Annotated in this window: 20 protein-coding genes and 1 tRNA gene; 13 read left to right on the top strand and 8 right to left on the bottom strand. The window is 52.9% G+C overall.

Going from position 1 to position 23,373, the window contains the following annotated elements:
- Nucleotides 1-46: 46 nt before the first annotated feature.
- From WKJ03_RS07255 to leuA, 5 genes are all read right to left on the bottom strand, one after another.
- Nucleotides 47-415 carry a DUF3718 domain-containing protein gene (locus WKJ03_RS07255; RefSeq protein WP_337841508.1) on the bottom strand — a complete coding sequence of 123 codons (369 nt, stop codon included), beginning with the start codon at nt 413-415 and terminating at the stop codon, nt 47-49.
- A 177-nt stretch (nt 416-592) separates the two neighbouring features.
- Nucleotides 593-1,195: a 3-isopropylmalate dehydratase small subunit gene (gene leuD / locus WKJ03_RS07250; RefSeq protein WP_337841507.1), complete on the bottom strand. Its 603-nt coding sequence runs from the start codon at nt 1,193-1,195 to the stop codon at nt 593-595.
- Between the two features lies 1 nt (nt 1,196).
- Entirely contained in the window at nt 1,197-2,597 is a 1,401-nt protein-coding gene (leuC, locus tag WKJ03_RS07245; protein ID WP_337841506.1) for a 3-isopropylmalate dehydratase large subunit, read from the bottom strand.
- 13 nt (nt 2,598-2,610) lie between these two features.
- Nucleotides 2,611-3,672, bottom strand: coding sequence for a 3-isopropylmalate dehydrogenase (gene leuB / locus WKJ03_RS07240; RefSeq protein ID WP_337841505.1), 1,062 nt, complete (start codon nt 3,670-3,672; stop codon nt 2,611-2,613).
- A gap of 2 nt (nt 3,673-3,674) precedes the next feature.
- Nucleotides 3,675-5,255: a 2-isopropylmalate synthase gene (gene leuA / locus WKJ03_RS07235; protein WP_337841504.1), complete on the bottom strand. Its 1,581-nt coding sequence runs from the start codon at nt 5,253-5,255 to the stop codon at nt 3,675-3,677.
- Between the two features lie 432 nt (nt 5,256-5,687).
- Between leuA and WKJ03_RS07230 the strand changes: the two genes are divergently transcribed.
- The 11 genes from WKJ03_RS07230 to WKJ03_RS07180 all read left to right on the top strand — a co-directional run bounded on the left by WKJ03_RS07230 (nt 5,688) and on the right by WKJ03_RS07180 (nt 17,433).
- A tRNA-Leu gene (locus tag WKJ03_RS07230) sits at nt 5,688-5,774 on the top strand.
- Between the two features lie 530 nt (nt 5,775-6,304).
- Nucleotides 6,305-8,692 carry a TonB-dependent receptor gene (locus WKJ03_RS07225; protein WP_337841503.1) on the top strand — a complete coding sequence of 796 codons (2,388 nt, stop codon included), beginning with the start codon at nt 6,305-6,307 and terminating at the stop codon, nt 8,690-8,692.
- Between the two features lie 40 nt (nt 8,693-8,732).
- Nucleotides 8,733-9,410: a response regulator transcription factor gene (locus tag WKJ03_RS07220; RefSeq protein ID WP_337841714.1), complete on the top strand. Its 678-nt coding sequence runs from the start codon at nt 8,733-8,735 to the stop codon at nt 9,408-9,410.
- Nucleotides 9,410-10,681 (top strand): HAMP domain-containing sensor histidine kinase, encoded by a 1,272-nt coding sequence (locus WKJ03_RS07215; protein ID WP_337841502.1) that lies wholly within the window; start codon nt 9,410-9,412, stop codon nt 10,679-10,681. The genes WKJ03_RS07220 and WKJ03_RS07215 overlap by 1 nt, the downstream gene beginning before the upstream one ends.
- A 311-nt stretch (nt 10,682-10,992) precedes the next feature.
- Complete coding sequence (locus tag WKJ03_RS07210; protein WP_337841501.1) at nt 10,993-12,222, top strand: adenosine deaminase family protein; 1,230 nt, start codon at nt 10,993-10,995, stop codon at nt 12,220-12,222.
- Nucleotides 12,223-12,659: 437 nt separating this feature from the next.
- Nucleotides 12,660-12,860: a hypothetical protein gene (locus WKJ03_RS07205; RefSeq protein WP_337841500.1), complete on the top strand. Its 201-nt coding sequence runs from the start codon at nt 12,660-12,662 to the stop codon at nt 12,858-12,860.
- 109 nt (nt 12,861-12,969) lie between these two features.
- Nucleotides 12,970-14,388, top strand: a complete 1,419-nt coding sequence (locus WKJ03_RS07200; protein WP_337841499.1) for a HAMP domain-containing sensor histidine kinase — start codon at nt 12,970-12,972, stop codon at nt 14,386-14,388.
- Nucleotides 14,385-14,960 carry a hypothetical protein gene (locus WKJ03_RS07195; protein ID WP_337841498.1) on the top strand — a complete coding sequence of 192 codons (576 nt, stop codon included), beginning with the start codon at nt 14,385-14,387 and terminating at the stop codon, nt 14,958-14,960. Before WKJ03_RS07200 ends, WKJ03_RS07195 begins: the two co-directional genes overlap by 4 nt.
- A gap of 1 nt (nt 14,961) precedes the next feature.
- Complete coding sequence (locus WKJ03_RS07190; RefSeq protein ID WP_337841497.1) at nt 14,962-16,311, top strand: sigma 54-interacting transcriptional regulator; 1,350 nt, start codon at nt 14,962-14,964, stop codon at nt 16,309-16,311.
- Between the two features lie 30 nt (nt 16,312-16,341).
- Nucleotides 16,342-16,668 carry a DUF2288 domain-containing protein gene (locus WKJ03_RS07185; protein WP_337841496.1) on the top strand — a complete coding sequence of 109 codons (327 nt, stop codon included), beginning with the start codon at nt 16,342-16,344 and terminating at the stop codon, nt 16,666-16,668.
- 9 nt (nt 16,669-16,677) lie between these two features.
- Nucleotides 16,678-17,433, top strand: a complete 756-nt coding sequence (locus tag WKJ03_RS07180) for an arylamine N-acetyltransferase (RefSeq protein WP_337841495.1) — start codon at nt 16,678-16,680, stop codon at nt 17,431-17,433.
- 101 nt (nt 17,434-17,534) lie between these two features.
- Here the strand turns inward: WKJ03_RS07180 and ggt are convergent, their stop codons facing one another.
- The gene (ggt, locus tag WKJ03_RS07175) at nt 17,535-19,247 is read right to left on the bottom strand and encodes a gamma-glutamyltransferase (protein WP_337841494.1); all 1,713 of its coding nucleotides are present in this window, start codon (nt 19,245-19,247) and stop codon (nt 17,535-17,537) included.
- 213 nt (nt 19,248-19,460) lie between these two features.
- On the opposite strand from ggt, the gene WKJ03_RS07170 reads away from it, so the two are divergent.
- Nucleotides 19,461-20,162: a 2OG-Fe(II) oxygenase gene (locus WKJ03_RS07170; protein ID WP_337841493.1), complete on the top strand. Its 702-nt coding sequence runs from the start codon at nt 19,461-19,463 to the stop codon at nt 20,160-20,162.
- A 3-nt stretch (nt 20,163-20,165) separates the two neighbouring features.
- On the opposite strand, the gene WKJ03_RS07165 is transcribed toward WKJ03_RS07170, so the two are convergent.
- Nucleotides 20,166-20,618 (bottom strand): GNAT family N-acetyltransferase, encoded by a 453-nt coding sequence (locus WKJ03_RS07165; protein ID WP_337841492.1) that lies wholly within the window; start codon nt 20,616-20,618, stop codon nt 20,166-20,168.
- Nucleotides 20,619-20,753: 135 nt separating this feature from the next.
- Here WKJ03_RS07165 and WKJ03_RS07160 point away from each other — a divergent pair, with 135 nt between their 5' ends.
- Nucleotides 20,754-22,388 (top strand): EAL domain-containing protein, encoded by a 1,635-nt coding sequence (locus tag WKJ03_RS07160; RefSeq protein ID WP_337841491.1) that lies wholly within the window; start codon nt 20,754-20,756, stop codon nt 22,386-22,388.
- On the opposite strand, the gene WKJ03_RS07155 is transcribed toward WKJ03_RS07160, so the two are convergent.
- Entirely contained in the window at nt 22,360-23,265 is a 906-nt protein-coding gene (locus WKJ03_RS07155) for a pyridoxal-phosphate dependent enzyme (protein ID WP_337841490.1), read from the bottom strand. The genes WKJ03_RS07160 and WKJ03_RS07155 overlap by 29 nt on opposite strands.
- Between the last annotated feature and the right edge of the window lie 108 nt (nt 23,266-23,373).

Below are 23,373 nucleotides of genomic sequence, written 5' to 3'. Positions count from 1 at the left end.
AAAAAAGCGGGAATAAATCCCGCTTTTGTCTGAACCGAAAGGCCGGTTAATCCTGGCCGATACGGGCCTTGATATCGTTCAAAAGGGCGGAGCTGCCAAAACCGTTTGCACCGGCCCAGGCTTCGAGCCCTTCCGCTTCCAGCGCTTTGGCTGGCATCTGTTTTACAAAAAATGCCCCTGTTTCATACGCATCACTGCGGATGGCAAACTGGATCAGGCTGTCGCCATTGCACTTTACGGCATCGTAAATTTTGCGCACGTTCATTTTGTTGTCTGACAACACTTTACGTACCCGGTTTTTATCATCGGCTTTGGTGTATTCGCATAACGACACCAGCCATTGCTCCTGAGCCATAGCCGGGGCTGCAACAGCAGTGAAGGTCAACAGCGCCGCACAGGTAACAAGTTTCTTCATTGGATTTTCCTCAGTGGTTAAATTGATAATATCGAAACTATAGACAGGGTGTTGAGCTTTGCCAAGTATGGTGCTGCTGAAGAAATACGCAAACGAATCAATGTAAAATCAGTGGCTTACGTCTGGATGGCTAAAACAGCCTGAGCTGGCTTTGCTGCACAGCTCAGGCCGGGCGGTTTAACCTAACCAGGGGTGTTGCTGGCGGCGTTTCTGTTCGTACTGCTCTATTTGCGGATTAAACTGCTCGCTGGCACCGATAAAGTCCAGGCCAGACAACAGCCGTTGTTTAATATCCGGGTCTATCTGAAAACCCAAAGCTGCATTGTTACCCAGAATGATCTGCTGGCCTGCCAGGTCAATCGACAGCTCCAGCGGCCCTTGCTGGCAGCGGCTGAACAGGTAATCAATATTGGCCGGGCTTAAGCTGATCAGCAACATGCCGTTGTTAATGCTGTTATTAAAGAAAATATCGGCAAAGCCTTCAGCAATGACCACATTAAAGCCGTACTGCTGGATGGCCCAGGGCGCGTGTTCACGGCTGGAACCACAGCCAAAATTGGCACGGGTTAACAACACGGATGCCCTCTGATACTGCGGCTGGTTCAGCACAAAATCCGGGTTCGGCGCGCCGTTGTCCAGATAACGCCAGTCAAAAAACAGTGCTTCGGCAAAACCATCGCGGCTGACCGAAGTTAAAAACTGCTTTGGAATGATCTGGTCGGTATCCACGTTATTTTTGTCCAGCGGGCAGACCAGGCCTTTTGCAAATATCTGGCTCATTTCAGGCTCCTCGGGCTATATCAACAAAACGGCCGGCAATAGCAGCGGCGGCGGCCATGGCCGGGCTGACCAAATGGGTGCGGGCGCCACGGCCCTGACGGCCTTCAAAATTGCGGTTCGAGGTGGAGGCGCAACGTTCGCCTGCACCCACACGGTCATCATTCATGCCCAGACACATAGAGCAGCCGGGTTCGCGCCATTCAAAACCTGCGGCTTTAAACACCTCGGCCAGCCCTTCGGCTTCGGCCTGACGTTTCACTGAGCCTGAACCCGGTACTATCAAAGCGCGCACGCCGGAGGCGACTTGCTTGCCTTGCACTAGGGCGGCGGCCTGGCGTAAGTCTTCAATACGGCTGTTGGTGCAGGAGCCGATAAACACCACATCCACCGCCAGGTCGGTCAGCTTCTGACCAGGCTCTAAGCCCATATAGTTCAGGGCACGACGGGCAGCGTCGGCTTTGATTAAATCGCTGAAGGACTCAGGGGAGGGCACTGGCTCGTCGACCGCTATTACCTGTTCCGGGCTGGTGCCCCAGGTGACCTGAGGTTTAATACGTTCAGCTGCAATAGTGACGGTTTTATCGAACACCGCATCGGCGTCAGAGAACAGGCTTTGCCAGTAACGGACGGCGCCGTCCCAGTGCGCTGCTTTGGGGGCGTAAGGGCGGCCTTGCATATAAGCGAAGGTCGTGGCGTCCGGCGCGATCAGACCAGCTTTTGCACCCATTTCAATGCTCATATTGCACAGCGTCATCCGGCTTTCCATGCTCATGCCACGAATGGCTTCGCCACAGAACTCGGCGACATAACCATTACCGCCTGCCGTACCTAACACCCCGATCACCGCCATAATCACATCTTTGGCGGTGATCAGCGGTGACAGCTGGCCGGTAATTTCTATTTTCAGGGTTTTGGCACTTTGTTGTGGCAAGGTCTGGGTAGCTAACACATGCTCCACTTCTGAAGTGCCGATACCAAAAGCCAAAGCGCCGAACGCACCATGGGTGGAGGTGTGCGAATCGCCGCAAACAATGATCATGCCTGGCTGGGTTAAACCCAGCTCAGGGCCAATCACGTGCACTATGCCCTGATCCGGGTGGTATAAATCCAGCAGGGTAATGCCATTGGCCTCGCAGTTGGCGGCCAAAGCTTCCAGCTGCTTACGTGAGGTTTCGCCAGCGGCGTCGTAGCTGCGTACCTGAGTCGAGGTGTTGTGGTCCATAGTGGCGAAAGTTAAATCCGGACGGCGGACAGCGCGACCGGCCTGACGCAAGCCGGCAAAAGCCTGCGGGCTGGTCACTTCGTGGATTAAATGCCGGTCGACAAATAATAAGTCGGTGCTGCCGTTGACCGCGGCGACCACATGGCTTTGATAAATTTTTTGGTACAGAGTCTGACCCATCTTTGGTTCCTCGTCAGATAGCAGCAATGACGGCTGCGCCTACATCCGCAGTGCCGTAAGTTGAATTCGGGTGAATGTCGCGGGTGACCACTCCATCACTTAAGGTTTGGGCCACTGCCGCTTCAATAGCGCGGGCTGCGGCTTCTTCACCAAAGCTGTAACGCAGCATCAGGGCTGCACTTAAAATTTGTGCGACAGGGTTGGCGATGCCTTTGCCTGCAATGTCCGGTGCAGAGCCGCCAGCAGGTTCGTACAACCCAAAGTTGGAGCCATTCAGGCTGGCCGATGGCAATAAACCCAAAGATCCGGCAATAGCCGCTAACTCATCCGATAAAATATCGCCAAACAGGTTGTCGCATAACATCACATCAAAGGCCTTTGGCGCACGGATCAGTTGCATCGCAGCGTTGTCGATATACATATGTTCCAGTTCGACCTGCGGGTAGTCTTTCGCGACACGTTCCACCACTTCGCGCCATAACAGGCTGGTGGACAGCACATTGGCTTTATCAATGGAGGTCACTTTATTGCGGCGCTTGGTGGCGGCGTCAAAAGCGACCCGGGCGATGCGTTCAATTTCCGCCACGCTGTAGCGCTGAGTGTCGTAAGCGTCGGTGTCGCTGCGGCCTTTGTCGCCAAAATAAATGCCACCTGTCAGCTCACGCACACAGAGAATATCCATGCCCTGGCTGCTGATGCGCGGATGCAAAGGCGATAACTCAGCAAAGGCCGGGTAAATCTGGCCTGGGCGCAGGTTGCAGAACAAATCAAAGGCTTTACGCAAAGGCAATAACGACGCCCGCTCCGGGTGTTGCGCCGGCGGTAGGCTGGCCGTCCATTTCGGGCCACCTACTGAGCCAAACAAAATAGCGTCGCTTTGTTTACACAGGGCTAGCGTGTCGTCCGGCAGCGCAGTGCCTGTGGCATCAATAGCTGCACCGCCGACCAAAGCCTGAGTGGCGGTCACTGAAAAGCCGAATTTAGCTGAAACCACGTCCAGCACTTTTAATGCCTGGGCCATCACTTCAGGGCCAATGCCGTCACCGGCTAACACGGCAATTTTATAGTTCTTCATGCTTATTTCTCTGTAGGTTCTGTCTGGAATTCCGGGCTGCGACGCGCTTGTTTGGCCGCGTCCACCTGTTTGCTGCGTTCGATTAAATTCAGCACATGCACATAAGCCAGCACGGATGCGCGCACAATGTCTGTGGCCAGACCGGCGCCGTGGTAACGGCGGCCCTGATGCTCGGCAATAATATCGACCTGGCCCAAAGCGTCTTCGCCGCTGCCTTTGGCCTGCAGGTTAAAGTCCACCATCCGTACTTCGGTTCCCACCATACGCTGAATCGCCTGGAAGGCCGCTTCCACCGGGCCATTGCCTGTGGCCGCCTCAGTTTTGACGGTACCATCCACACTGATACCGACGGTCGCGCTGGCCACATGGCCTGTGTGAGTGGAGGAGCTTAAAAACTCCAGTTTGTAGGGTTCATTGGTGTCTTGCAGATTCTGGAAAAACACCAGAGCTTCCAGGTCGTAATCAAAGACCCGGCCTTTTTGGTCGGCCAAAGCTAAAAACGCCTGATAAATCTGATCCAGGTTGTAGTCGTCCTGGGTGTAGCCCATTTCGCTTAATCGGTGCTGGATCACCGCGCGGCCTGATCTTGAGGTCAGGTTCAGTTCGTTCTGACGGATACCGACCTGTTCCGGCGACATAATTTCGTAGGTGTTTTGCGCCTTTAACACGCCGTCCTGGTGAATGCCTGAGCTGTGGGCAAAGGCGTTTTCACCGACAATGGCTTTGTTCGGCTGAATGGGCATATGGCAAATCTGGCTGACCAGGTGGCTGGAGCGGTAAATCTCGGTGCTTTTGATGTCGGTGTAAAAGGGCAGCACGTCGCCACGGGTTTTGATAATCATCGCCACTTCTTCCAGCGAGCAGTTGCCGGCGCGCTCGCCAATGCCATTGACTGTGCATTCAATCTGACGGGCGCCGGCCTGAATGGCGTTAATGCTGTTAGCGACTGCCAGGCCCAAATCGTTGTGGCAGTGCACACTTAAAATGGCCTGGTCGATATTGGGCACTTTGTTTTTCAGTTCGGTGATAATGCGGCCAAATTCATTCGGAATGGTGTAGCCGACCGTATCCGGAATATTGATGGTGCGGGCACCGGCTTTAATCGCGGCTTCCACGGCACGGCATAAATCATCAATAGGGGTGCGGCCGGCATCTTCACAGGAAAATTCCACATCGTCGGTGTAACGGCGTGCCTGCTTGATGGACGCCACCGCCTGTTCAATGGCCTGGTCCAAAGTGCGGCGTAACTTGTACTGTAAATGCAGAGGGGAGGTGGCGATAAAAGTGTGAATACGTTTACGTTCGGCCGGTGCCAAAGCTTCACCACAGGCATCGATGTCGGCGGCGACAGCGCGGGCTAAACCACAGATGATCGGGCCTTTGACGTCGCGGGCAATGCTTTGCACTGACTGGAAATCACCAGGGGAGGACACCGGAAAGCCCACTTCCATCACATCCACATTTAAGCGGGCAATGGCATGAGCCAGCTGGATTTTCTGCTTATGACTTAAGCTGGCACGCAGTGCCTGTTCGCCATCACGTAAGGTGGTATCGAAGATCCAGATTTTGTCGCGGCCACTCATAAAATAATCCTCTTAGCATATGAATTCCTGTGCTGTGGCCTTGGTTTGGATACAAAAAACCCCGGCCTTGGGCACGGGGTTGAAGTGTGTGGTAACTACAGATTTACCAATGCACAAGACCCCGTGGTCCGTTGAGGAGCACGAGGAGGCTGAGCAATGTGGTGTTCTGAGTTACAAAATTCATCGACTGTTATTCGCCGTAGTTGTTATGGCTTTTATTAGTAGCACGGCCACATGGTGATTGCAACAGTATAGATGGCTAAACCGCCATGTTTTTTGACGGCTATTTCGGCAGAAATTGTGCGGGTTTTGCGCAAACACAAAAAAACAGCCTTGTTTTTGCTGAATTTATCAGCAGTTATTTAATTTTTTACGGCTTTTGATGAAAAATACATGACGAACACTGTTTCTGCGCATAGAATACGCGCCGTCGCCCGGGTGGTGAAATCGGTAGACACAAGGGATTTAAAATCCCTCGGGGGAAACCCCGTGCCGGTTCAAGTCCGGCCCCGGGCACCATCTGCAGGCAGTTCATTCCTTATCATTCCCTATCCTTAGCCGCGTAACGCTATCTGGTGCCTGACTGCAACTCTGGGCAAATGCATTCGTTCGCCATCACTCTGTGGCCACTTTTCTGGATAGCAACATAAACAGGACAGCATCTGGTGGACAGTTATGGCTGCTGACTGCAGTGTTTAACATGCTTCCAGTATTGGTGCTCATCTTTTTCCCGGCGCAGATCCTACTCTGGCGCCCTTGCCATGCTTTTTTTTCAGTTCGAATACCACTGCACAGATTCCCCTTTTCTGCCAAAAAAGACGTCCGCGGATGGAAAGCCTGTGGAAAACGCATCGTACCGGACAGACCCTCAGGTTAAATAAACTGAACTCGAGATAACAGGCGCTGGCTTTTCCCCTGAATGAAACTGGCTTTGGCCTCAGCCCTGGAATGCAGAATCCTGATTTTGGCGACTTTTTAGTCACAATTGCTTTGCTAACCTTGCAGCGTTTTATCACATTCATACGCTTGATAATTGGAGGAATAGAAGGATGAGCAGGCAATTTAGAAAGGTATGGTGGTTGACTCTGTGGGCGCTGCTGATTGGCTTGCCACTTTTTAGCCACGCTGCAGAGGCGCCTGGTGCGCTGAGCCTTATCGTCACAGATCAGCAGACTGACCGGCCACTCGCAAACGTGCAGATCACGCTCAGGAAAAGGGAAACCTCTGCCAGCCAAACGTTCGCCACCGACACTCAGGGCCGCATCCTGGTTGAGCAGCTCGAGCCAGGGCTGTATTCGGTAAGCGCAGCCAAAAGTGGGTTCGTGTCCTCCTATGAGCCAAGCGTCCGCGTCATCACACGTAAAACGATGCAGATTAACTTCGAACTACTGAAAGAAGAGGCGATTGAGGTGGTGGAGGTCCGGGCCCGGCAGGCGGATGCCTTTGCCTCAGCATCGAGCACTTACCTCGACAGGGAAGCATTACAAAGTGCCGTGGGAGGAGGTGCAGATCCGTTGTTGTCACTGGATGGCTTGCCCGGTCTGGCATCCACAGGGGAGTTTGCCAACTTTAGCGTACGTGGCCGTGGCCCGCGGGATAATTTGTTATTCGTAGATGAGTTTCCTTTTGATAAGGCAGTGCACTTTGATGCAACTTTGGGTGAAGACGAAGATGTCGGTGGCGGCGGCCGTTTCTCGATTTTTGCACCGAACCTGATCAGTGGTGCAGAGTTCTCGCCCGGTGGCTGGGGGCCCGCTTATGGCGGCCGGGCGGCATCGCTGCTCAAACTGGAAGTCGCCGATGGCAATCCTAGCCCTTCAGCAAGTTTCCGCTACGACCTGGCAGGTTATGAAGTGGGTTACGACGGCCCAACAGGTGTGACCGGGGACTCTACTATGCTGCTTTCGGCCCGGCGGCTGGATTTTGGCGCTTTTTTTGAAACTATCGAAGAACTGGACATTGGTGATCCTGTGTTAAGAGATATCATCGTCAAGTCGGTGATCCCAGTGAACCAGAACCATACAGTTGAAATTCTGCTGATGGATACCTACGAAGACTACATTCGTGACGAGACTCATGTGTTTGCGTCGCCCAATTTCGAAGATGTTGCACTGCTGGATTTCAAACAAGACAGTGACTTGTACGGTCTGACGTTGCGGTCATTGGTCGGTGATGAAGCGGTCTGGACCAACAAACTTTACTCCCGCAAAAGCGACAAGCTGAGTTCTGAGGGCGAAGCCTTTCCGGATCTGGTCCCTCCGGGGTCACCGGCATCCAGTTTTCCGCTGCGGGAGGACATTCTGACCATAGGTGAAAATGAAACTGAGCTGGGCTGGCGAAGCGATTTTGAGACCCTGAACTCATGGGGCCGGTTCAGCGCAGGTGGGCAGGTCACACAAATTGAACTGGACTACAACACTGTGCTGGATGGCGATTGGACCCGGTTTATCTACGATGAAGATGACTTCAGACCAGACCCCGAACAGCGTTTTATTGTGCTGGAGCCCGACAACATCAATTCTGCCATGAAGCGGAAAGAAAGCAGCTATGCGGGCTACGCCGAGCAGGTTTTTGAACTGGGTGACTGGGATTTTGGCACTGGCTTACGGCTTGAGCGGGACGGTTTTGCTGACCAAAGCCTGGTGTCGCCGAGGTTCAATCTGAACTGGCAACCCACTCAAAGGGTCCGATACTTTGCGACCGCAGGACTCTTTTATCAGTCGCCACGCTTTTTACAGCTGGCCGCCAACGAGTCCAATGACCTGAAGAACGAAAAAATCAGCCATGGCAGTGTTGGTTTCAAATATTTCCTCAACTCCCATTGGTCGGTACTCACGGAGGCCTATTATCAACAGCTCGACGATCTGGTGGTTGACCTTGACCGGGCCAGCGGTACCTTTGCCAACATAGGTGACGGTACTTCCTACGGCGTGGATATAGTGGTCAACGGCACAATCCGCGAAGGGCTTTACACGACGGCAACCTACTCGTATAACGATATCGTTATAGACCGCAAGGACGGTCGTGGTGAGGTTGCGGCCGACTTCAGCCGTGAGCATGTCGCGACCCTGGGCCTGACCTGGGAAATTAACGACCGCTGGAAGGTCGCCGGACGCTACAAATATCTGTCTGGCCGACCCTACGACGACTTTATTATTCACTCCGATGTGTTGGGACCCGGACAACCCCTACGCTACTCAAAAGAGATCACTGCCCGCAATGTCGGTCGTTATAGCGGCTATGGCTTGTTGAACCTTAGGGTTGACTATCGACGCGCATTTGGTCCTATTGATGTGACCGCCTTTCTCGATGTGATCAACGCCACCTCAGCGTCGTCGGGCGATGACACCGAGTTTGATTACCGCCGGGGTGTGGAGGTGAAAGACGACAGCGAAGCCGAGCCACTGATTGGTCTTCGGCTGGATTACGCCTGGTAACAGAGGAAAGCAGATGGTTCGCAAACTTGGTGACGCACCGATCAGAGCCTTGATTGTCGAAGACAATCGCGACATTTGTGCAAACATTGCCGCTTATCTGGAAACGCATCACTATATTCTGGATTTTGCCTATGACGGGTTAAGTGCGATGCACCTGGCGTTGACGAACCCGTTTGACGTCATTGTGCTGGACCTGATGCTACCGGGCATGGATGGCCTGAGTTTCTGCAAAAAGCTGCGCGCCGATGCCAATCTGGCAACGCCTGTGCTGATGCTCACAGCGCGAGACACCCTTGAAGATAAACTGAAGGGGTTCGAAGCGGGCGCCGACGACTATCTGGTCAAGCCGTTTGCATTGCAGGAGCTGCACGCACGGTTGCAGGTGCTGTATAAACGCAGCCACGGAAAAATCGACAACCTGCTCACTGTGGGGGAGCTGACGTTCAATAAGTCCACACTGCAAGTCTATCGTGCCGGACGACGTGTCGATCTGAACCCTACTGGAATGAAACTGCTGCAACGCTTGATGGAAGAGGCGCCCTCTGTGGTGGACCGTGATGCGCTGGAAACCTTGTTGTGGGCGGATGAGGTCCCTGACGGTGATGCGCTTCGGTCCCATATGTACAAGCTGCGGCAGGCCATTGACAGGCCGTTTGACAGGCCGCTTATTCACACAGTGCATCGTATCGGCTACCGAATTTCAGAGGATCTTGAATGATGTACAGGCACAGTTTGCGCAAGCGGGTCGCATTTGCCTTTGCGGTCTGTGTCGCTGTACTCAGCGTGGCCTGGGGATTGGCTTTTTTTGCGGCGATCAGGTTGAGCGAAGACCGGGTGCTGACCCGGCAGCTGGAGGTAGCGGCCAAAAGCTATCCGGCAATTTCGGTGAACCTTCGCAGTTACGCTGAGGCTGCCAGCTTGCCGGAATCACTGAAGGAGTGGGCGCAGACGAACCCCGCTGAGGGATTGTACGAATTCGAAGGCGAAGAGTTGCATGTCGCGGTCGTCGCTGCCGGCAAGGCGCAACAACAGGCCTTTGTGGTGTTCGACGTTGCCGGGATTGAAGCGGCGTCGTCAGAAGACTGGTGGTTGCTGCTGGTGATCACCAGTGTGGTGGGAACCCTTGGTGTGCTGGGCTTCGGACTGGGTTTGGTGGTGATGCGCAGAGCTGTCGCCCCTGTCACACAACTTGCCAAGGTGGTGGCGGACATCGACGTAGAGCATCTGTCGGTGGATGATCATAAACGCATTGAGTCTGGCCGTTTTGGCGGTGATGAGGTGGGGGTACTTGCTGAGACTATTGAGCGGACGCTTGAACGTATCAGTGCATTTGTGGAGAGAGAGCGGTACTTTACCAGTTCGGCCAGCCATGAGTTGCGCACGCCAATTACTGTTATTACAGGTGCGCTGGAGTTGATGGAACAAAGTGATTTGTCAGCGGCCGATGTAAGGGCACTCGAACGGGTAAGGCGTGCCACCCTTGATATGAAAACCACCATTGAGATGTTTTTGTGCCTTGCCCGCGAAAGCGACGATGGCTTGTATGACGCGCAGTTTTTTGTGATGCCGCTGGTGACCAAGGCAATAGAACAGCAACGCTACCTGCTGAGTGGTAAGTTTGTTGCCATTGAGATAGACGAACGCGCAAACCCCAGGCTCTGCGGACATCCACAGGCGTTTTCGATTGCGGTCACTAATCTGGTGCGAAATGCGTTTGAGCACACGCTGGCCGGACAAGGGCCGATCAAGGTTCAGATCCATGACCATGAACTGCTGGTCACCAACCAGCTGAGCAATGACATGGATGACCGGTACAGGCCAACCGAGACCCCGTCTTCTCACGGCTATGGCTTAGGGCTGGGAATAGTGCAGCGGCTGTGTGAGCGCAATGGCTGGTCGTTTTCGCTGCTTGCTGAAGAAACGCATGTCGTCGCCCGTCTTTCCTGGCCTGAGGCCAGCACTCCGTCAGACCAATGGCAGCCCCCCTAAGCCGTTCTCCGGTTGCTTTACACCAGCCTTTGCCATTCATGCTAAAACAGCAGTACCGGCGCTTGCTATTGTTTTGTAAAAAGAGATAAAGTCCCGCCGAAATGTTATGGCGCCCCGGTTAGGGGGTCATTGCATTGTTCTCTGGAGCAGTGTGTTGTAAGGCGTGGTGGTGTTAAAGGGGAGGGAGCCGTTGCCGGGCACCAGGACCACTCAGTTTTCTCTTCTGTTGATTCACTGAATTTCTTCGGTATTTTCTTCAAGCACATACTGCTATAACTAAAACCAGTCGTCTTTTTCGTGAGTTTTAGCTGATGCACTATTATTCTTTTGATTTTATTAAAGAAATGCCAAAGTCGGATTTACATCTGCACTTAGACGGCAGTTTAAGGCTCGACAGCCTGATTGAAATGGCGGCCAAAGCCAATGTCAGTTTACCCAGCCAGACGGTGGAAGGCTTAAAGCAACTGGTGTTTAAAGACAGTTACCAGAACTTAGGTGAATACCTGCATTGCTTTCAGTACACCTGTGCTGTGCTGCGCGATATGGAGAATCTGGAACGGGCGGCTTATGAGCTCGCCATCGATAACCAACTGGAAGGGGTGAACTACATTGAGGTGCGCTTTGCTCCGCAATTGCTGATTGATTTACCAAACGGCATTGATTTTGACCGGGTGATGCATGCGGTCAACACTGGTCTGAAACGGGCGCAACAGGAATACAATCAGCAGCCAGCTATTCAGAACGGTGACAAACCGCCTTTTGCTTACGGCATTATCAATTGCGCCATGCGTATGTTTGGTGACAAAGGTTTTTCACCTTATTACACCAACCTGTTCCAGCTGATGCGCGATTTCACTCCAATAGAAGTGATTAAACTGGCGGCGATGGAGCTGGTGCGGGCCAGTGTCAGGCTGCGTGATGAAGCCGGTATTCCTATTGTTGCGCTGGATCTGGCCGGGCAGGAGTCGGGTTATCCGGCGCATAACTTTAAAGAAGTCTATGAATACGCCCACCAGCACTTTTTACTGAAAACCCTGCATGCCGGTGAAGCTTATGGCGCTGAGAGTGTGTTTGAAGCCATTACTGAATGTTACGCCGACCGTATTGGCCACGGTTATTCCTTGTTTGTGCCGGACATGATCCAGGACTCAGCCATCAAAGACAAAGCGCGTTATATCCGCGAGCTGGCGTCTTATATTGCCGACAAGCGCATTGCGATCGAGGTGTGCCTGACCAGTAACCTGCAGACCAACCCGGCTATTGGTTCCATTAAAGCGCATAAATTTGGCGATATGCTGGACCACCGTATTGCCACAGTGATCTGCACCGACAACAGGCTGGTGTCGAACACCACGGTGTCGCGTGAATACAAACTGGCACTGGACCACTTTGATATCCCGCTAAAGCGCCTGAAAGACATGGTGGCTTATGGTTTTAAAAAGAGTTTTTTCCCAGGCAGCTATGTTGAAAAACGTCAGTACGCCAAACAGTGCCTGGAGTACTTTGACAAGGTCGCCCGTAAATACGGTTTTATTGACTAACCCCTCTGGGGTCAGAGTACTACTCTGACCCCAATCCTCCCCAATTGCAGCTCCAAAATCATGTTTTTATCTTGTTGATTTATAATGATTTTAATTGAATTTAACCTTTCTTTAGAAAACTGTCGCTAAAAAGATACAGTTTAAGTTATTGATTTATATGTGTTTATTTTGTGAGGGGTATTTGCTGTCGCTAATTGGCAACAGATCTTTTGTGGTTGGCATTCAGTTTCAGCCCTTTACTAAGGATGAGCTGATATTTTGTTTTGTATCTTATTGTTTTTAAATGAGTTAATTTTTAATTTTAGAGTTGGCATAGTCTCTGCATTGTTAGGGTCGTTACGGTAAATTAGGTAAGAGATACGAGGTTGTTGCTCTTACCTAATTTACCGACCGGCGCAGCCAAAGCTGCAACTCAACTGAAGTAAGAGAGGTCAATCATGGATATGTTTTTAATCACCGCAGTCGCTTTCTTTATGGTTAATGCTTTTGTGTTCGTCAGCTTCCTGCGCAAAATTGATTTAAATGGTGCCCAGGTAAAGGAGTTGGAGCGGGCACAGGCAGCTGATGCTTATGCCCGCACTGCTGCCAAGGCGCGTAAAGCCCGTGCTCTGGCCTCTGCTGTGCAGGTTGCCCAATAAGCTGCTGTCAAACTTGAGAAAAGCCGGTCCTCTGACCGGCTTTTTGCTTTCTTGCGCCGGATAAAATCCGGTATGATACCGGCAGTTTTCTCCGGCCATTGCTTATCCTATGCGTATGCCCATTCAGCCAGCCAGCCTGCGGCAATTTGTATTACTCAGCTTCTGTATGGCGCTGATCCCGCTGACTGTGTTGTTATGGCAAAGCAACAGCTCGTTATCGGATGTCAGTCGTTTTGCTATTGCCGAAGCCGAAAGTTCAGTCGCCAATGTGCGTCGTACTGAAAATATGCAAAAGCTGGTCAACGACATCGAACGGTCCGTGTTGCAGTTCAGTATTCTGAAAACCGATGCCTTGTCTAAGCTCGCCGCGACCCATCTGGACAATTACCAGCAGAACCTGACGTCGGTCTGTCTGAATCTGGCTCAGCCATTGTTATGTCAGCAGCAGCAAACACAATTGCAGTTGTTGCTGGACAATTACCTGACGGAGAATAATGAAGAGCTCAGCCCCATACTGCAAAAAATCCGTCAGCAGCAACTGCAACTGACACAGGCGATTTGGGCCATGCTGGAACAACGGTTACAGCAACAACAAAGTTATGCCGAAGAAGCGCAAAGCCAGCTGGCCTGGCAAACTGTGGCTTTGGTGGTGCTGACCTTGCTGCTGGTTATCTGGGCTTCCGCCCGTATTACGGCGCCGGTAAAAAAACTGGATGTGATGATCCGCTCCATCGGTCAGCCGAGCCATCATTTCCCACATGATAAAGTCGATGGCCCACGGGAACTGACCGAACTGGGCGAACAGCTGCGCTGGCTGGCGTCCCGGTTGCAGCAACTGGAGGCCTTGCGGCTGATTTTATTGCGTCATGCCTCGCATGAATTAAAAACCCCGCTGTCCAGTATCCGCGAAGGTTGCGCCTTGCTGGCTGAACAACTGGTGGGGCCTTTAACGCCACAACAAATGGAAGTGGTGACTTTATTAAATGGCAGCGCGGATCGGCTGAGTGTGCTGACCGAACAACTGCTGGATTACAACAAGTTGCTGCAACAGGCCAAGCCGGAGCTGAGCTGGCATGACAGTGACAAGTTGTTGCAGGACTGTTTTAACGACCATGCGCTGTCATTGCAGCAGCGCGAGCAGCAGATCGAGCTGGATTGTCAGTTGCCGCGTATTTATACCGATGGCATGTTATTCCGCCGTATTCTGGACAATCTGATTAACAATGCCCAGGCTTATGGCGCCGAAGGCAGCAAAGTCTGGGTCAGCCTGCGGCCGCATGACAAATACCTGATTTTGGATGTTGCCAACAACGGTACTCCTATTCCGGCCGAATTGCGGGCCAAACTTTTTGAACCCTTCCAGCGTGGCAAAGCCCAACGTTTTGATTCAGTGCAAGGCTCAGGCCTTGGCTTGTCTATTGTGGCTGACTGCGCCCGTTTGCTGGGAGGAATAGCCGAAATTGTCGATGTGAATTACGCCGATGTCTGTATTCAGGTCCGGTTGCCTTTAGTTGAGGAAAGCATATGAAAGTCTGGTTAAGCATCACTACTGCCGTGTTGTTGGTGGGTTGTCAGTCAGTGAAACCACTGCACCCTGTGGTGAAAAAGCCTGAGCCTCAGCCTGCCCTGGTGCAGCCAAAAACGGTGGAACCGGAAAAACCTGTTAAGGCTGAACTGGCGATAGCAGACGATGTGCTGACTTTACAGGCGTGGCGCGATTTTCGTGCCCAGTTACTGCCCACCACCCAGGATCAGCGCGATGCCCTGCTGCGCAGTCTGACCAGCAGTGCGGTAACCCAGCTGCAAACCTTGTTGATCCGGCTGCATCCGGACAGCCCTTATTCAGTGCGTTTTGCCGCCCAGACGCAGTTGTCTGACCGGCTGAATACCTTACCCAAAGGTCTGGCCGATTTATTGCGTTGGGATTTAGCCTATAACCAAAAGCTGCTGGAGAGTGAATCCGCAGTGACGGCGCTGTCCAGGCTCAATGCCCAGCACCAGGGCCGCATTGAGCGGTTGAACCGGCAGACCAAAGATCTGCAGAAAAAAATCGATGCCTTAACCCAGATTGAAGCCAAATTAAATCAGACAGGTAACTAAAATGAGCCACGGAGCCCGTTTACTGTTGGTGGATGATGACCCCAGCCTGCTGCGGCTGATGACATTGCGGTTGGAAGGGGAAGGGTACCAGGTGACCAGCGCGGACTGCGCGGAAACGGCCTTGCCGCTGCTTGGCAAAAACAGCTTTGATGTGGTGCTGTCCGATTTGCGGATGCCTGGCCTGGATGGGATGGCGTTGTTTGATGAAATTGCCAAACGTTGCCCTGGTTTGCCTGTGGTGCTGATGACGGCGCACGGGTCTATTCCGGAGGCTGTGGCGGCGACGCAACGCGGCGTTTTTGGGTTTCTGACCAAACCGTTGAATAACAATGAGCTGCGCGACATTCTGGCGCAGGCGGTACACCAGTCGCATAGACCCAGCCAGGATCAGTGGCGTCAGGCCATAGTGACCCGCAGTAAAGTGATGGAACAGGTACTGGATCAGGCGTACCGGGTGGCTCAGCGTGATGTCAGTGTGCTGATCACCGGAGCCAGCGGTACGGGTAAAGAATTGCTGGCCAAAGCCATTCATCAGGCCAGCCCACGAGCCAAAGGGCCTTTTGTCGCGATCAACTGCGGTGCCTTACCTGAGCATTTGCTGGAGTCGGAGCTGTTTGGTCACACCAAAGGAGCTTTTACCGGTGCGGTCAATGAACACGCCGGTTTGTTCCGCGAAGCGGACGGTGGCACCTTGTTTCTCGACGAAATCGGCGATATGCCGATGCCACTTCAGGTGAAGTTATTACGAGCCTTGCAGGAGCGGCAAATCCGCCCTGTCGGCAGTACCAAAACCATTCCCATTAATGTGCGGGTGCTGTCGGCCACCCATCGCGATTTAAAGCTGGCGATGCAGGAGCAGAGCTTTCGCGAAGACTTGTATTACAGACTCAACGTGGTGAACCTGCAGTTGCCCAGCCTGCGCGAGCGGGCCGAAGATATTCCGCTGCTGGCTCGCCATGTACTGGCGCAAAGTGCTGAGCGCCATGCGGTGCAGGTCAACCGTTTCTCCGACGATGCGATGCAGGCGTTGGTGACAGCGCAGTGGCCGGGTAATGTGCGTCAGCTGGTCAATGTGGTGGAGCAGTGTGTCGCTCTGACCAACAGCCCGGTGATCAGCCTGGCCCAGGTGGAGCAGGCGCTGTCGCAGAATGTCAGTTTCTGGCCAACCCTGACCGAAGCCAAAGATCAGTTTGAGCGCCAGTACCTGATCAAAGTGCTGAAAATGGCCGAAGGCAATGTGACCAGGGCGGCAGAGCTTGCCGGGCGTAACAGAACTGACTTGCATAAACTGATGAAAAAACACGAACTCAGCGCGGCTCAGGTGGCGGAGCAGGGTGACGAAGTTGAATAGAGGGGCCAGGTGCCCGTGAAGAGAACACAGATGAACGAAAATTTTGCCGTGGAACCTGAAGTACAAAAAGCCAAAATTACCAGCGAAACCGCCCGCATTAACTGGCTGGAGCTGCAAAAATTTTATGCGGCCGGTTCTGTGGTGCAGGTGGCCGCCACCCTGGATTTAGTCGAGGTGGCTTATGCCTTTAGTCAGGATGACAAAATGCAGGTGCAGCTCTGGTTGCAGCAGGGCCTGGTCGATCGTGTCAATGACAGTCAGGCGGGCCTCTGGTTTGAACAAAAGGCGGAGTTATGGGCTGTGGTGGTGTCGCCTTGGGTGCTGGTGCAAGACAAAGCGGGCTCAAAGCTGAATTAGGAGCCGATGATGTTTGCCGAAAATTTTGATTTAGCTGCTTACTTCCAGCGTATTGGTTATAGCGGTCCGGTGGATCAGACGGCCGAAACCCTGCACGACCTGATGCGGGCCCAGCTCTTTGCGGTGCCTTTTGAAAACCTCGATGTGCAGGCCGGCCAGGTGGTGTCTATGGTGCCGGAGCAAATCGTCGAAAAAATTGTCCACAAGCGCCGGGGCGGTTACTGCTACGAGGTGAATGGCCTCTTTGCGATGGCACTGCAGGCGCTTGGTTTTCACTACCGTTTTGTCGCCGCCCGGCCGATGTTTTACCCGGTACGCCAGCCAAAAACCCATATGGTGTTGCTGGTGGAAGCCGAAGGTGAACAGTATCTGCTGGATTTAGGTTTTGGCAGTTATGGCATTCGGGCCCCCATAGCGTTGTCCCGGTTGGATCTGGAGTTGGTGCAGGACTTTGACCGCTTTAAACTGACGCTGGATGACCAGGGTGCTTATGTACTGCAGGCTTATGTGGACGGCCAGTGGCTCAGCCAGTTTGGTTTTGACGGCTATGAAAGTGAGTGGGTCGACTTTATGCCGGCCAACTACCTGAACTCGACGCACCCGGATACTATCTTTGTACAAAAGCTGCTGGTGATCCGGCACAGCCCGGCAGGCCGCGATATTCTGCTGGGGGATCAGCTCAAACAAATTCGCGCCGAAGGCACCAGTGTACGTCAGTTGTCAGAGGCAGAACGGGAAACGGAATTACAACGTCTGTTGCATTAATCGGCTGGAGGGGCGGGTTTTAACCCGCCTTTTTCAACGTTATCACCCATTAGCGTCTGTTGGGGTCAGAGTCGTACTCTGACCCCACTATTGGGTTGGCATTAATATCCGGCGGCCTGGCCATCTTTACGCGACTCAGAGGCGCCGTAATAAACACCGCTGTTCGGGTCGCGGTAAATCGCCTGATAACCACCAAACTCACCTAAACCTGAACGCACGTCATGGCCTTTTTTCATCAGCTCACGGGCGGTTTCATAAGGCACACCTTTTTCCAGCTGCAGATAACCGCCATTTTTCAGGTAGGCAGTGGCCGCTTCGGTAGGCTCTGTGCTGCCCAAATGCTGCCAGCGGGCAGCGTCACCGGCTTCCTGCAGATTCATACCGTAATCAATCATATTGATCACAATCTGCACATGGCCCTGTGGCTGCATGGCACCCCCCATCACGCCAAAGCTCATCAGCGGCTGGCCGTCTTTGCTCATAAAAGCCGGAATAATGGTCTGGAAGGGGCGTTTGCCTGGTGCATAGGCATTGGCATGTGCTGGGTCAAACGAAAACAGCTGGCCACGGTCCTGGAAACCAAAACCTGTGCCTGGTACCACCACGCCTGAACCCATGCCCCTGTAGTTGGATTGGATCAATGACACCATAGTACCGTCCTTATCGGCCGTGGTCAGGTAAATGGTGTCGCCTGTATAGAGGTGTGGGTTACCGGCATCAACCCTTTGTGCGGCTTTATCGGTGATCAGTTTAGCGCGCTCTTTACCATAGGCTTCAGAAATCAGGGCCGCGACTGGTGTTTTGTTAAAGTCCATGTCGGCATAAAATTTGGCCCTGTCTTCAAAAGCCAGTTTTTTCGCTTCAACCTGGGTATGAATGCTGTCCACGCTGTTATAACCCATGGCTTTTAAGTCAAAGTTTTTCAGTATTTGCAGCATTTGCAGCGCGGCTATGCCCTGGCCGTTTGGAGGTAACTCCCAGACATCGTAGCCACGGTAGTTAACCGACACAGGTTCTACCCAATCGGATTTATGGCTGGCCAGGTCGTCATAACGCAGGTAGCCACCATTGGCTGTCATAAAAGCGTCGATGCGCCTGGCAATTTCGCCTTTATAAAACGCATCCCGCCCGCCTGTGGCGATAGCACGGTACGTCTTGGCCAGATCCGGATTTTTAAACAGTTCCCCTTTGGCCGGGGCTTTGCCATTGATGGTAAAAGTGCCTTTAAAATCGCCGGGCTGAACCGATAATTTTGGCACTGACCGATCCCAGTAATAAGCAATCAGTTCGCTGACCGGAAACCCCTGCTCGGCATAGTTGATCGCCGGTTGCAGTACTTGTTGCATTGGCAGTTTGCCGAATTTCTGATGCAGCTCAAACCAACCGTCGACCGCGCCAGGCACACTGATCGGCAACATGCCGTGCGGCGGCAGTTCCGTCAGGTTCTGTTTTTTCAGCTCTTGTTGCAGTCTGTCAAAACTCAGGCCTTTTGGTGAGCGGCCTGACGCATTCAGGCCATACAGCTGTTTGGTTTTACCGTCCCAGACAATGGCGTATAAATCGCCACCAATACCACAACCTGTAGGTTCCATCAGCCCCAAGGCTGCGTTGGCTGCTATGGCTGCGTCGACGGCACTGCCACCTTGTTTCATCACATCCAGTGCAATCTGGGTGGCCAAAGGCTGGCTGGTGGCCGCCATTGCATGGGGGGCAATCACTTCTGAGCGGCTGGCAAAATCAGCACCTGTGATACGGTCATAGGCCAGCAACTGGGGGCTTAAAGCCAACAGGCTGCATAAAACGAGTTTTTTCATTCTGGTTATCCTCTGTGTCTTCAGCACTTCACGCTACCCGGTTCGATGCGGGTTGACCACCTGACATCGACTAAAGGCTGCTTTTTATGGGTAGAGCGCAAAGTTGGTATGGACGAGCAAAACTTTTGCTAATCATCCGGCTGCGGTTGTATTGTGTCTGACCATGACGCGCAAGGTCGTCACTGCTATCACCCGAGGCCGTTTGGTTTTTTTATGCACGATTTTATTGAAGTTTATGATGATGTGCTGTCCGCTGAATTCTGCCAGCAGCTCATCCGTGTTTTTGAACACAGCCCTTATACCACAGCTGGCCGCACGGGCGGAGGGGTGGATACCAGCAAAAAAATCAGCACAGATTTGTACCTGAACCAGCATGCTGAGTATCAGCAGGCGTTGAATGACATTTGCCGCCCTACCAGCCAGTACGTGATGGACTACTTTCGCAAGTACTATTTTGCCCTGATCGGGCCCATCAGTATGACCTTGCCGCATCCTTCCGGTCATGGGGCTGTCACTCTTACTGCAGATAATTTTAATGAATTTGGTATGCCGCAGGTGCCGCAGCTGACACAGACCATTTACCGGCTTGGGCCTGTTCAGATGCAGAAGTACCAACAGGGTCAAGGCAACTACAACTACTGGCATTCAGAGGTGTACCCCCAATTACCGCATAACGAAGCACTGCACAGGGTGCTGCTGTTTATGTTTTATCTGAATGATGTGGCCGAAGGTGGTCAGACTGAATTTTATTACCAGAACAAAGCCATTCAGCCGAAAACCGGCCGCATGGTGATAGCGCCGGCCTACTTTACTCATACCCACAGGGGCTGTATTCCGGTTTCTGGGGATAAATACATTCTGACCAGCTGGGTGCTGTTTAACCGCGCCGAACAGCTCTATGGCCAAGCCGGCTAGCCGTCAGGCGGGTCTGAGCATTTCCAGATGTGGAATATTGTCTTCCAGGTAGGCTTCACTGCAGGCAATAAAACCAAAACTTTCATAAAAGCGCTGCAAATAACATTGAGCTGAAATACGAATAGGGGTGGCTGGCCAGTGCTGTGCAGCCAGTTCCATGGCGCGTCGCACCAGTTCCTTTCCTAGCGCCAGTTGGCGGGCACTCTGTGCCACACAAATCCGGCCCAACGAAGGGGTATCCGGGTAGCTGGCGCCCGGCGGTAAAATACGGGCATAGGCCAGCACTTTTTGCGCGTTGTGCAGGTACAAATGCACAGTACCTGGCAGTAAGTCTTTGCCGTCCAGCTCCGGGTAAGGGCAATTCTGTTCAACCACAAAAACATCCACCCGCAACTGCAGTATCTGGTACAGGGTCTCTGCGCTCAATTCATGAAAACGACAATGCTGCCACTGCATAAATTCTCCTGGGGAAAAAGCTGACTGCATGATAACAGAGCTTCAGCTGAAAAAACTTAAGCAATACAGCAGCTCCTGGTTAACACTTAACTAAACTGTCGGGCAGGCAAACGGATAGCGACGCAGGAGCTGGCCATGGGACTTTTTGAATTACTTAAACGCAAGCAGCGCTGGCAAATCATCTTGTTTTTGGGCGCCTTGTTGTCGCTCAACGCTTTGCTGGCGGTTGCAGCACCGGCCATGCCAGACCGCTATCTACCGCTGGCACTTTGTCTGAATCTTCCTTTTGTGCTGATTACGGCCTGGTGGCTGTGGTGGCAACCTTTTATGCGTGAACAATTACAGCTCTGGCAGCAAACAGAAGTCCAGGCCAGGGCCTTGCTGAATCAACTGGAGATGGACTATCAGGACGCTGTGCCTGTAGCTTCCCAGTTGCAGCGCGCCACACTGAAGCTGAAAAACTGGCAAAAACGCGATGCAGAAACCCGCCAGTTGGTGCGGGTGCAAGGTCTGGTGGATCACGAGCTGGCGGTTGGCAACCGGCTGTATTTTGAAAGCCGGCTGCAGCATTACCTGACCGATAGTGCTGAACCTGCTTCCGGAGCTCTGTTTTTATTACAAATCAGCCATCCGGAAGCCGTACTGCTCAGCACAGTGAAGTTACCAAGATTACGCAGCTGCATTGATTTGCTGACCGAGCTCTGTTCGGTCTGGCCACAAATGGTGATAGCCCGGATGGCCGACAATGATTTGGCACTGCTGATCCCAGGTATGCAAGGTAAAGAAGCTGAGGCTTTTGGTGATCGGCTGGCGCTGGTGCTGAGTCAGGCCAATTGTTTCAGTGAGTTGCAGGATTTTGATCTGATCCATGTCGGATTTGTGTTGTATGAACAAGGTCAAAGCAGCTATCAGTTGTTATCGGAAGCGGATATGGCACTGAAAACCGCTCAGCTGCAAGGACCCAATGCGGCTTATGGTTTTATCGATCCGCAAAAGCCAAAAATCAAAGGTTCTGTCTGGTGGCGCACTGAGCTGAACAATGCACTGCGGGACAAACGCTTTTTATTGAGTTTTCAACCTGTGTTCTCCTGGCAGGATGAAGATGTGCTGCAGCATGAAGTGCTGGTCAGGTTACAAAGCAGTGATGGCGACAAACTGCCTGCCGGGGTTTTTCTGCCGATGGCGGCCAACTGTGGTTTGACAGCAGCTATCGATCAGTTTGTGCTTGCCCAGGTGGCTGGGGTCTGTATCCGTGAGCGCCAGAGCTATCAGGGGCGGCGCTGCAGTGTCAATATTGCCGTGGCTTCCGTGTTGGACAACAGCTGGTGGCGCTGGCTGGAGGACCAGGTGCAACAACGGCTGTTGCCGGTGGATTTAATAGCACTGGAATTTCATGAACATCATCTGCATCAGCACTACCGGCAACTGAAACCAAGGCTGTTGCAATTGCAGCGCTGGGGCTTTGCTTTAGTTGTTGATCATGTAGGCCTGAGCCTGACGCCCGCTCCTTACAGTGATGAGCTGCCGATCAGCATGCTGAAAATCCATCCGGCTGTGGTCAGGCATATTGACCAGCAGCTGGAGCAGCAGTTGTTTGTGCGGGGCTTGCTGGCCAGCAGCAGTGGCACCGATACCCTGGTCATCGCAACGGCCGTGGAGAGCGAAGCTGAATGGTATTGCCTGAAAAAACTCGGGGTTGCCGGGGCTCAGGGGTACTATTTCAGTCAGCCGCTGGCCCGCATCATTGCCCAGAATCAGTTGATGGAATAAGACCGCGATAGGCCAGCCCTGCCAGGCCTTGTAAACCACCTGTATGGAAAAAACTGAGGCGCTGCCCCTCACTGAATTGGCCCTGCTCAATCATCTGTAACAGGCTGTACAGGGCTTTGCCGGTATAGACGGGTTCAAGCATGATCCCTTGTTCTTTGATCCCGCAACAAAAATCCCATAATTTTTGGTCGGTTTTGCCATAACCAGGCAAATGTAACGCCTGCTGCAGTTGCCAGTGGCAACTGAGGTCCCCGGCCAAACTGCTGATCTTATCCCTGAGCCTTGCATCCTTGACCACCTGAATACCCACTACGGAGGCCGGGCCTGCACCGCGAATTAAACCCGCCAAGGTCCCACCGCTGCCAACGGCACTGACAAGCCAGTCCGCCTGGCCTGCCGGGGTTTGCCCCAAAGGAAACTCACTGACGGCCCGCACTGCGGCTTCACAGGTTCCACCCTCTGGCACCCAGAGAAAATCCGCAAACTGCTGCTGCCAGTGCTGTTGCCATTGCGGGGTGTCGCGTTGACGGTAGCTTTCGCGGCTGACAGCAATCAGCTGCATGCCCAGCTGCAGGCAGAGTTTCAGGCTTGGGTTGCGCGGGTCCAGCTGGTCAGTCCGGACCAGACCGACACTGGACAGACCCCACTGAGCGCAGGCGGCCGCTGTGGCCACCAGATGATTGGAAAATGCGCCGCCAAGCGTCAGGAGCCCGGTCTTTTTTTCTTTGAGTGCCTGCTGCAGTGGGTATTTGAGTTTGAGTGCTTTATTCCCGGAAACATACGGATCTGGGCTATTCAATTGACAAACCCAAAGCTGATGCTGAAATCTGCTCAGTACCGGATGAGATAAAAGCTGCCATTCTGTGGTTAACACCATACAATAGCCCCGGTGTTACAGGAGTAGATGAATATTTTTATCATTTTTATCGTTTCTGTGATAACGTAGCGTTGCAATAACTGGATTAAGTGAAGGGTAGTATTTGCA

It is taken from the genome of Rheinheimera sp. (assembly GCF_037442525.1).
Classification (GTDB): Bacteria; Pseudomonadota; Gammaproteobacteria; order Enterobacterales; family Alteromonadaceae; genus Pararheinheimera.
The sequence above is the reverse complement of the archived record's forward strand: the minus strand, read 5'-3'. Positions and strand labels throughout refer to the sequence as shown.

Coding starts and splice junctions, on each gene's coding strand:
- WKJ03_RS07255 (WP_337841508.1), bottom strand. CDS start 415: ATGAAGAAACTTGTTACCTGTGCGGCGCTGTTGACCTTCACTGCTGTT.
- leuD (WP_337841507.1), bottom strand. CDS start 1,195: ATGAGCCAGATATTTGCAAAAGGCCTGGTCTGCCCGCTGGACAAAAAT.
- leuC (WP_337841506.1), bottom strand. CDS start 2,597: ATGGGTCAGACTCTGTACCAAAAAATTTATCAAAGCCATGTGGTCGCC.
- leuB (WP_337841505.1), bottom strand. CDS start 3,672: ATGAAGAACTATAAAATTGCCGTGTTAGCCGGTGACGGCATTGGCCCT.
- leuA (WP_337841504.1), bottom strand. CDS start 5,255: ATGAGTGGCCGCGACAAAATCTGGATCTTCGATACCACCTTACGTGAT.
- WKJ03_RS07225 (WP_337841503.1), top strand. CDS start 6,305: ATGAGCAGGCAATTTAGAAAGGTATGGTGGTTGACTCTGTGGGCGCTG.
- WKJ03_RS07215 (WP_337841502.1), top strand. CDS start 9,410: ATGTACAGGCACAGTTTGCGCAAGCGGGTCGCATTTGCCTTTGCGGTC.
- WKJ03_RS07210 (WP_337841501.1), top strand. CDS start 10,993: ATGCACTATTATTCTTTTGATTTTATTAAAGAAATGCCAAAGTCGGAT.
- WKJ03_RS07205 (WP_337841500.1), top strand. CDS start 12,660: ATGGATATGTTTTTAATCACCGCAGTCGCTTTCTTTATGGTTAATGCT.
- WKJ03_RS07200 (WP_337841499.1), top strand. CDS start 12,970: ATGCGTATGCCCATTCAGCCAGCCAGCCTGCGGCAATTTGTATTACTC.
- WKJ03_RS07195 (WP_337841498.1), top strand. CDS start 14,385: ATGAAAGTCTGGTTAAGCATCACTACTGCCGTGTTGTTGGTGGGTTGT.
- WKJ03_RS07190 (WP_337841497.1), top strand. CDS start 14,962: ATGAGCCACGGAGCCCGTTTACTGTTGGTGGATGATGACCCCAGCCTG.
- WKJ03_RS07185 (WP_337841496.1), top strand. CDS start 16,342: ATGAACGAAAATTTTGCCGTGGAACCTGAAGTACAAAAAGCCAAAATT.
- WKJ03_RS07180 (WP_337841495.1), top strand. CDS start 16,678: ATGTTTGCCGAAAATTTTGATTTAGCTGCTTACTTCCAGCGTATTGGT.
- ggt (WP_337841494.1), bottom strand. CDS start 19,247: ATGAAAAAACTCGTTTTATGCAGCCTGTTGGCTTTAAGCCCCCAGTTG.
- WKJ03_RS07170 (WP_337841493.1), top strand. CDS start 19,461: ATGCACGATTTTATTGAAGTTTATGATGATGTGCTGTCCGCTGAATTC.
- WKJ03_RS07165 (WP_337841492.1), bottom strand. CDS start 20,618: ATGCAGTGGCAGCATTGTCGTTTTCATGAATTGAGCGCAGAGACCCTG.
- WKJ03_RS07160 (WP_337841491.1), top strand. CDS start 20,754: ATGGGACTTTTTGAATTACTTAAACGCAAGCAGCGCTGGCAAATCATC.
- WKJ03_RS07155 (WP_337841490.1), bottom strand. CDS start 23,265: ATGGTGTTAACCACAGAATGGCAGCTTTTATCTCATCCGGTACTGAGC.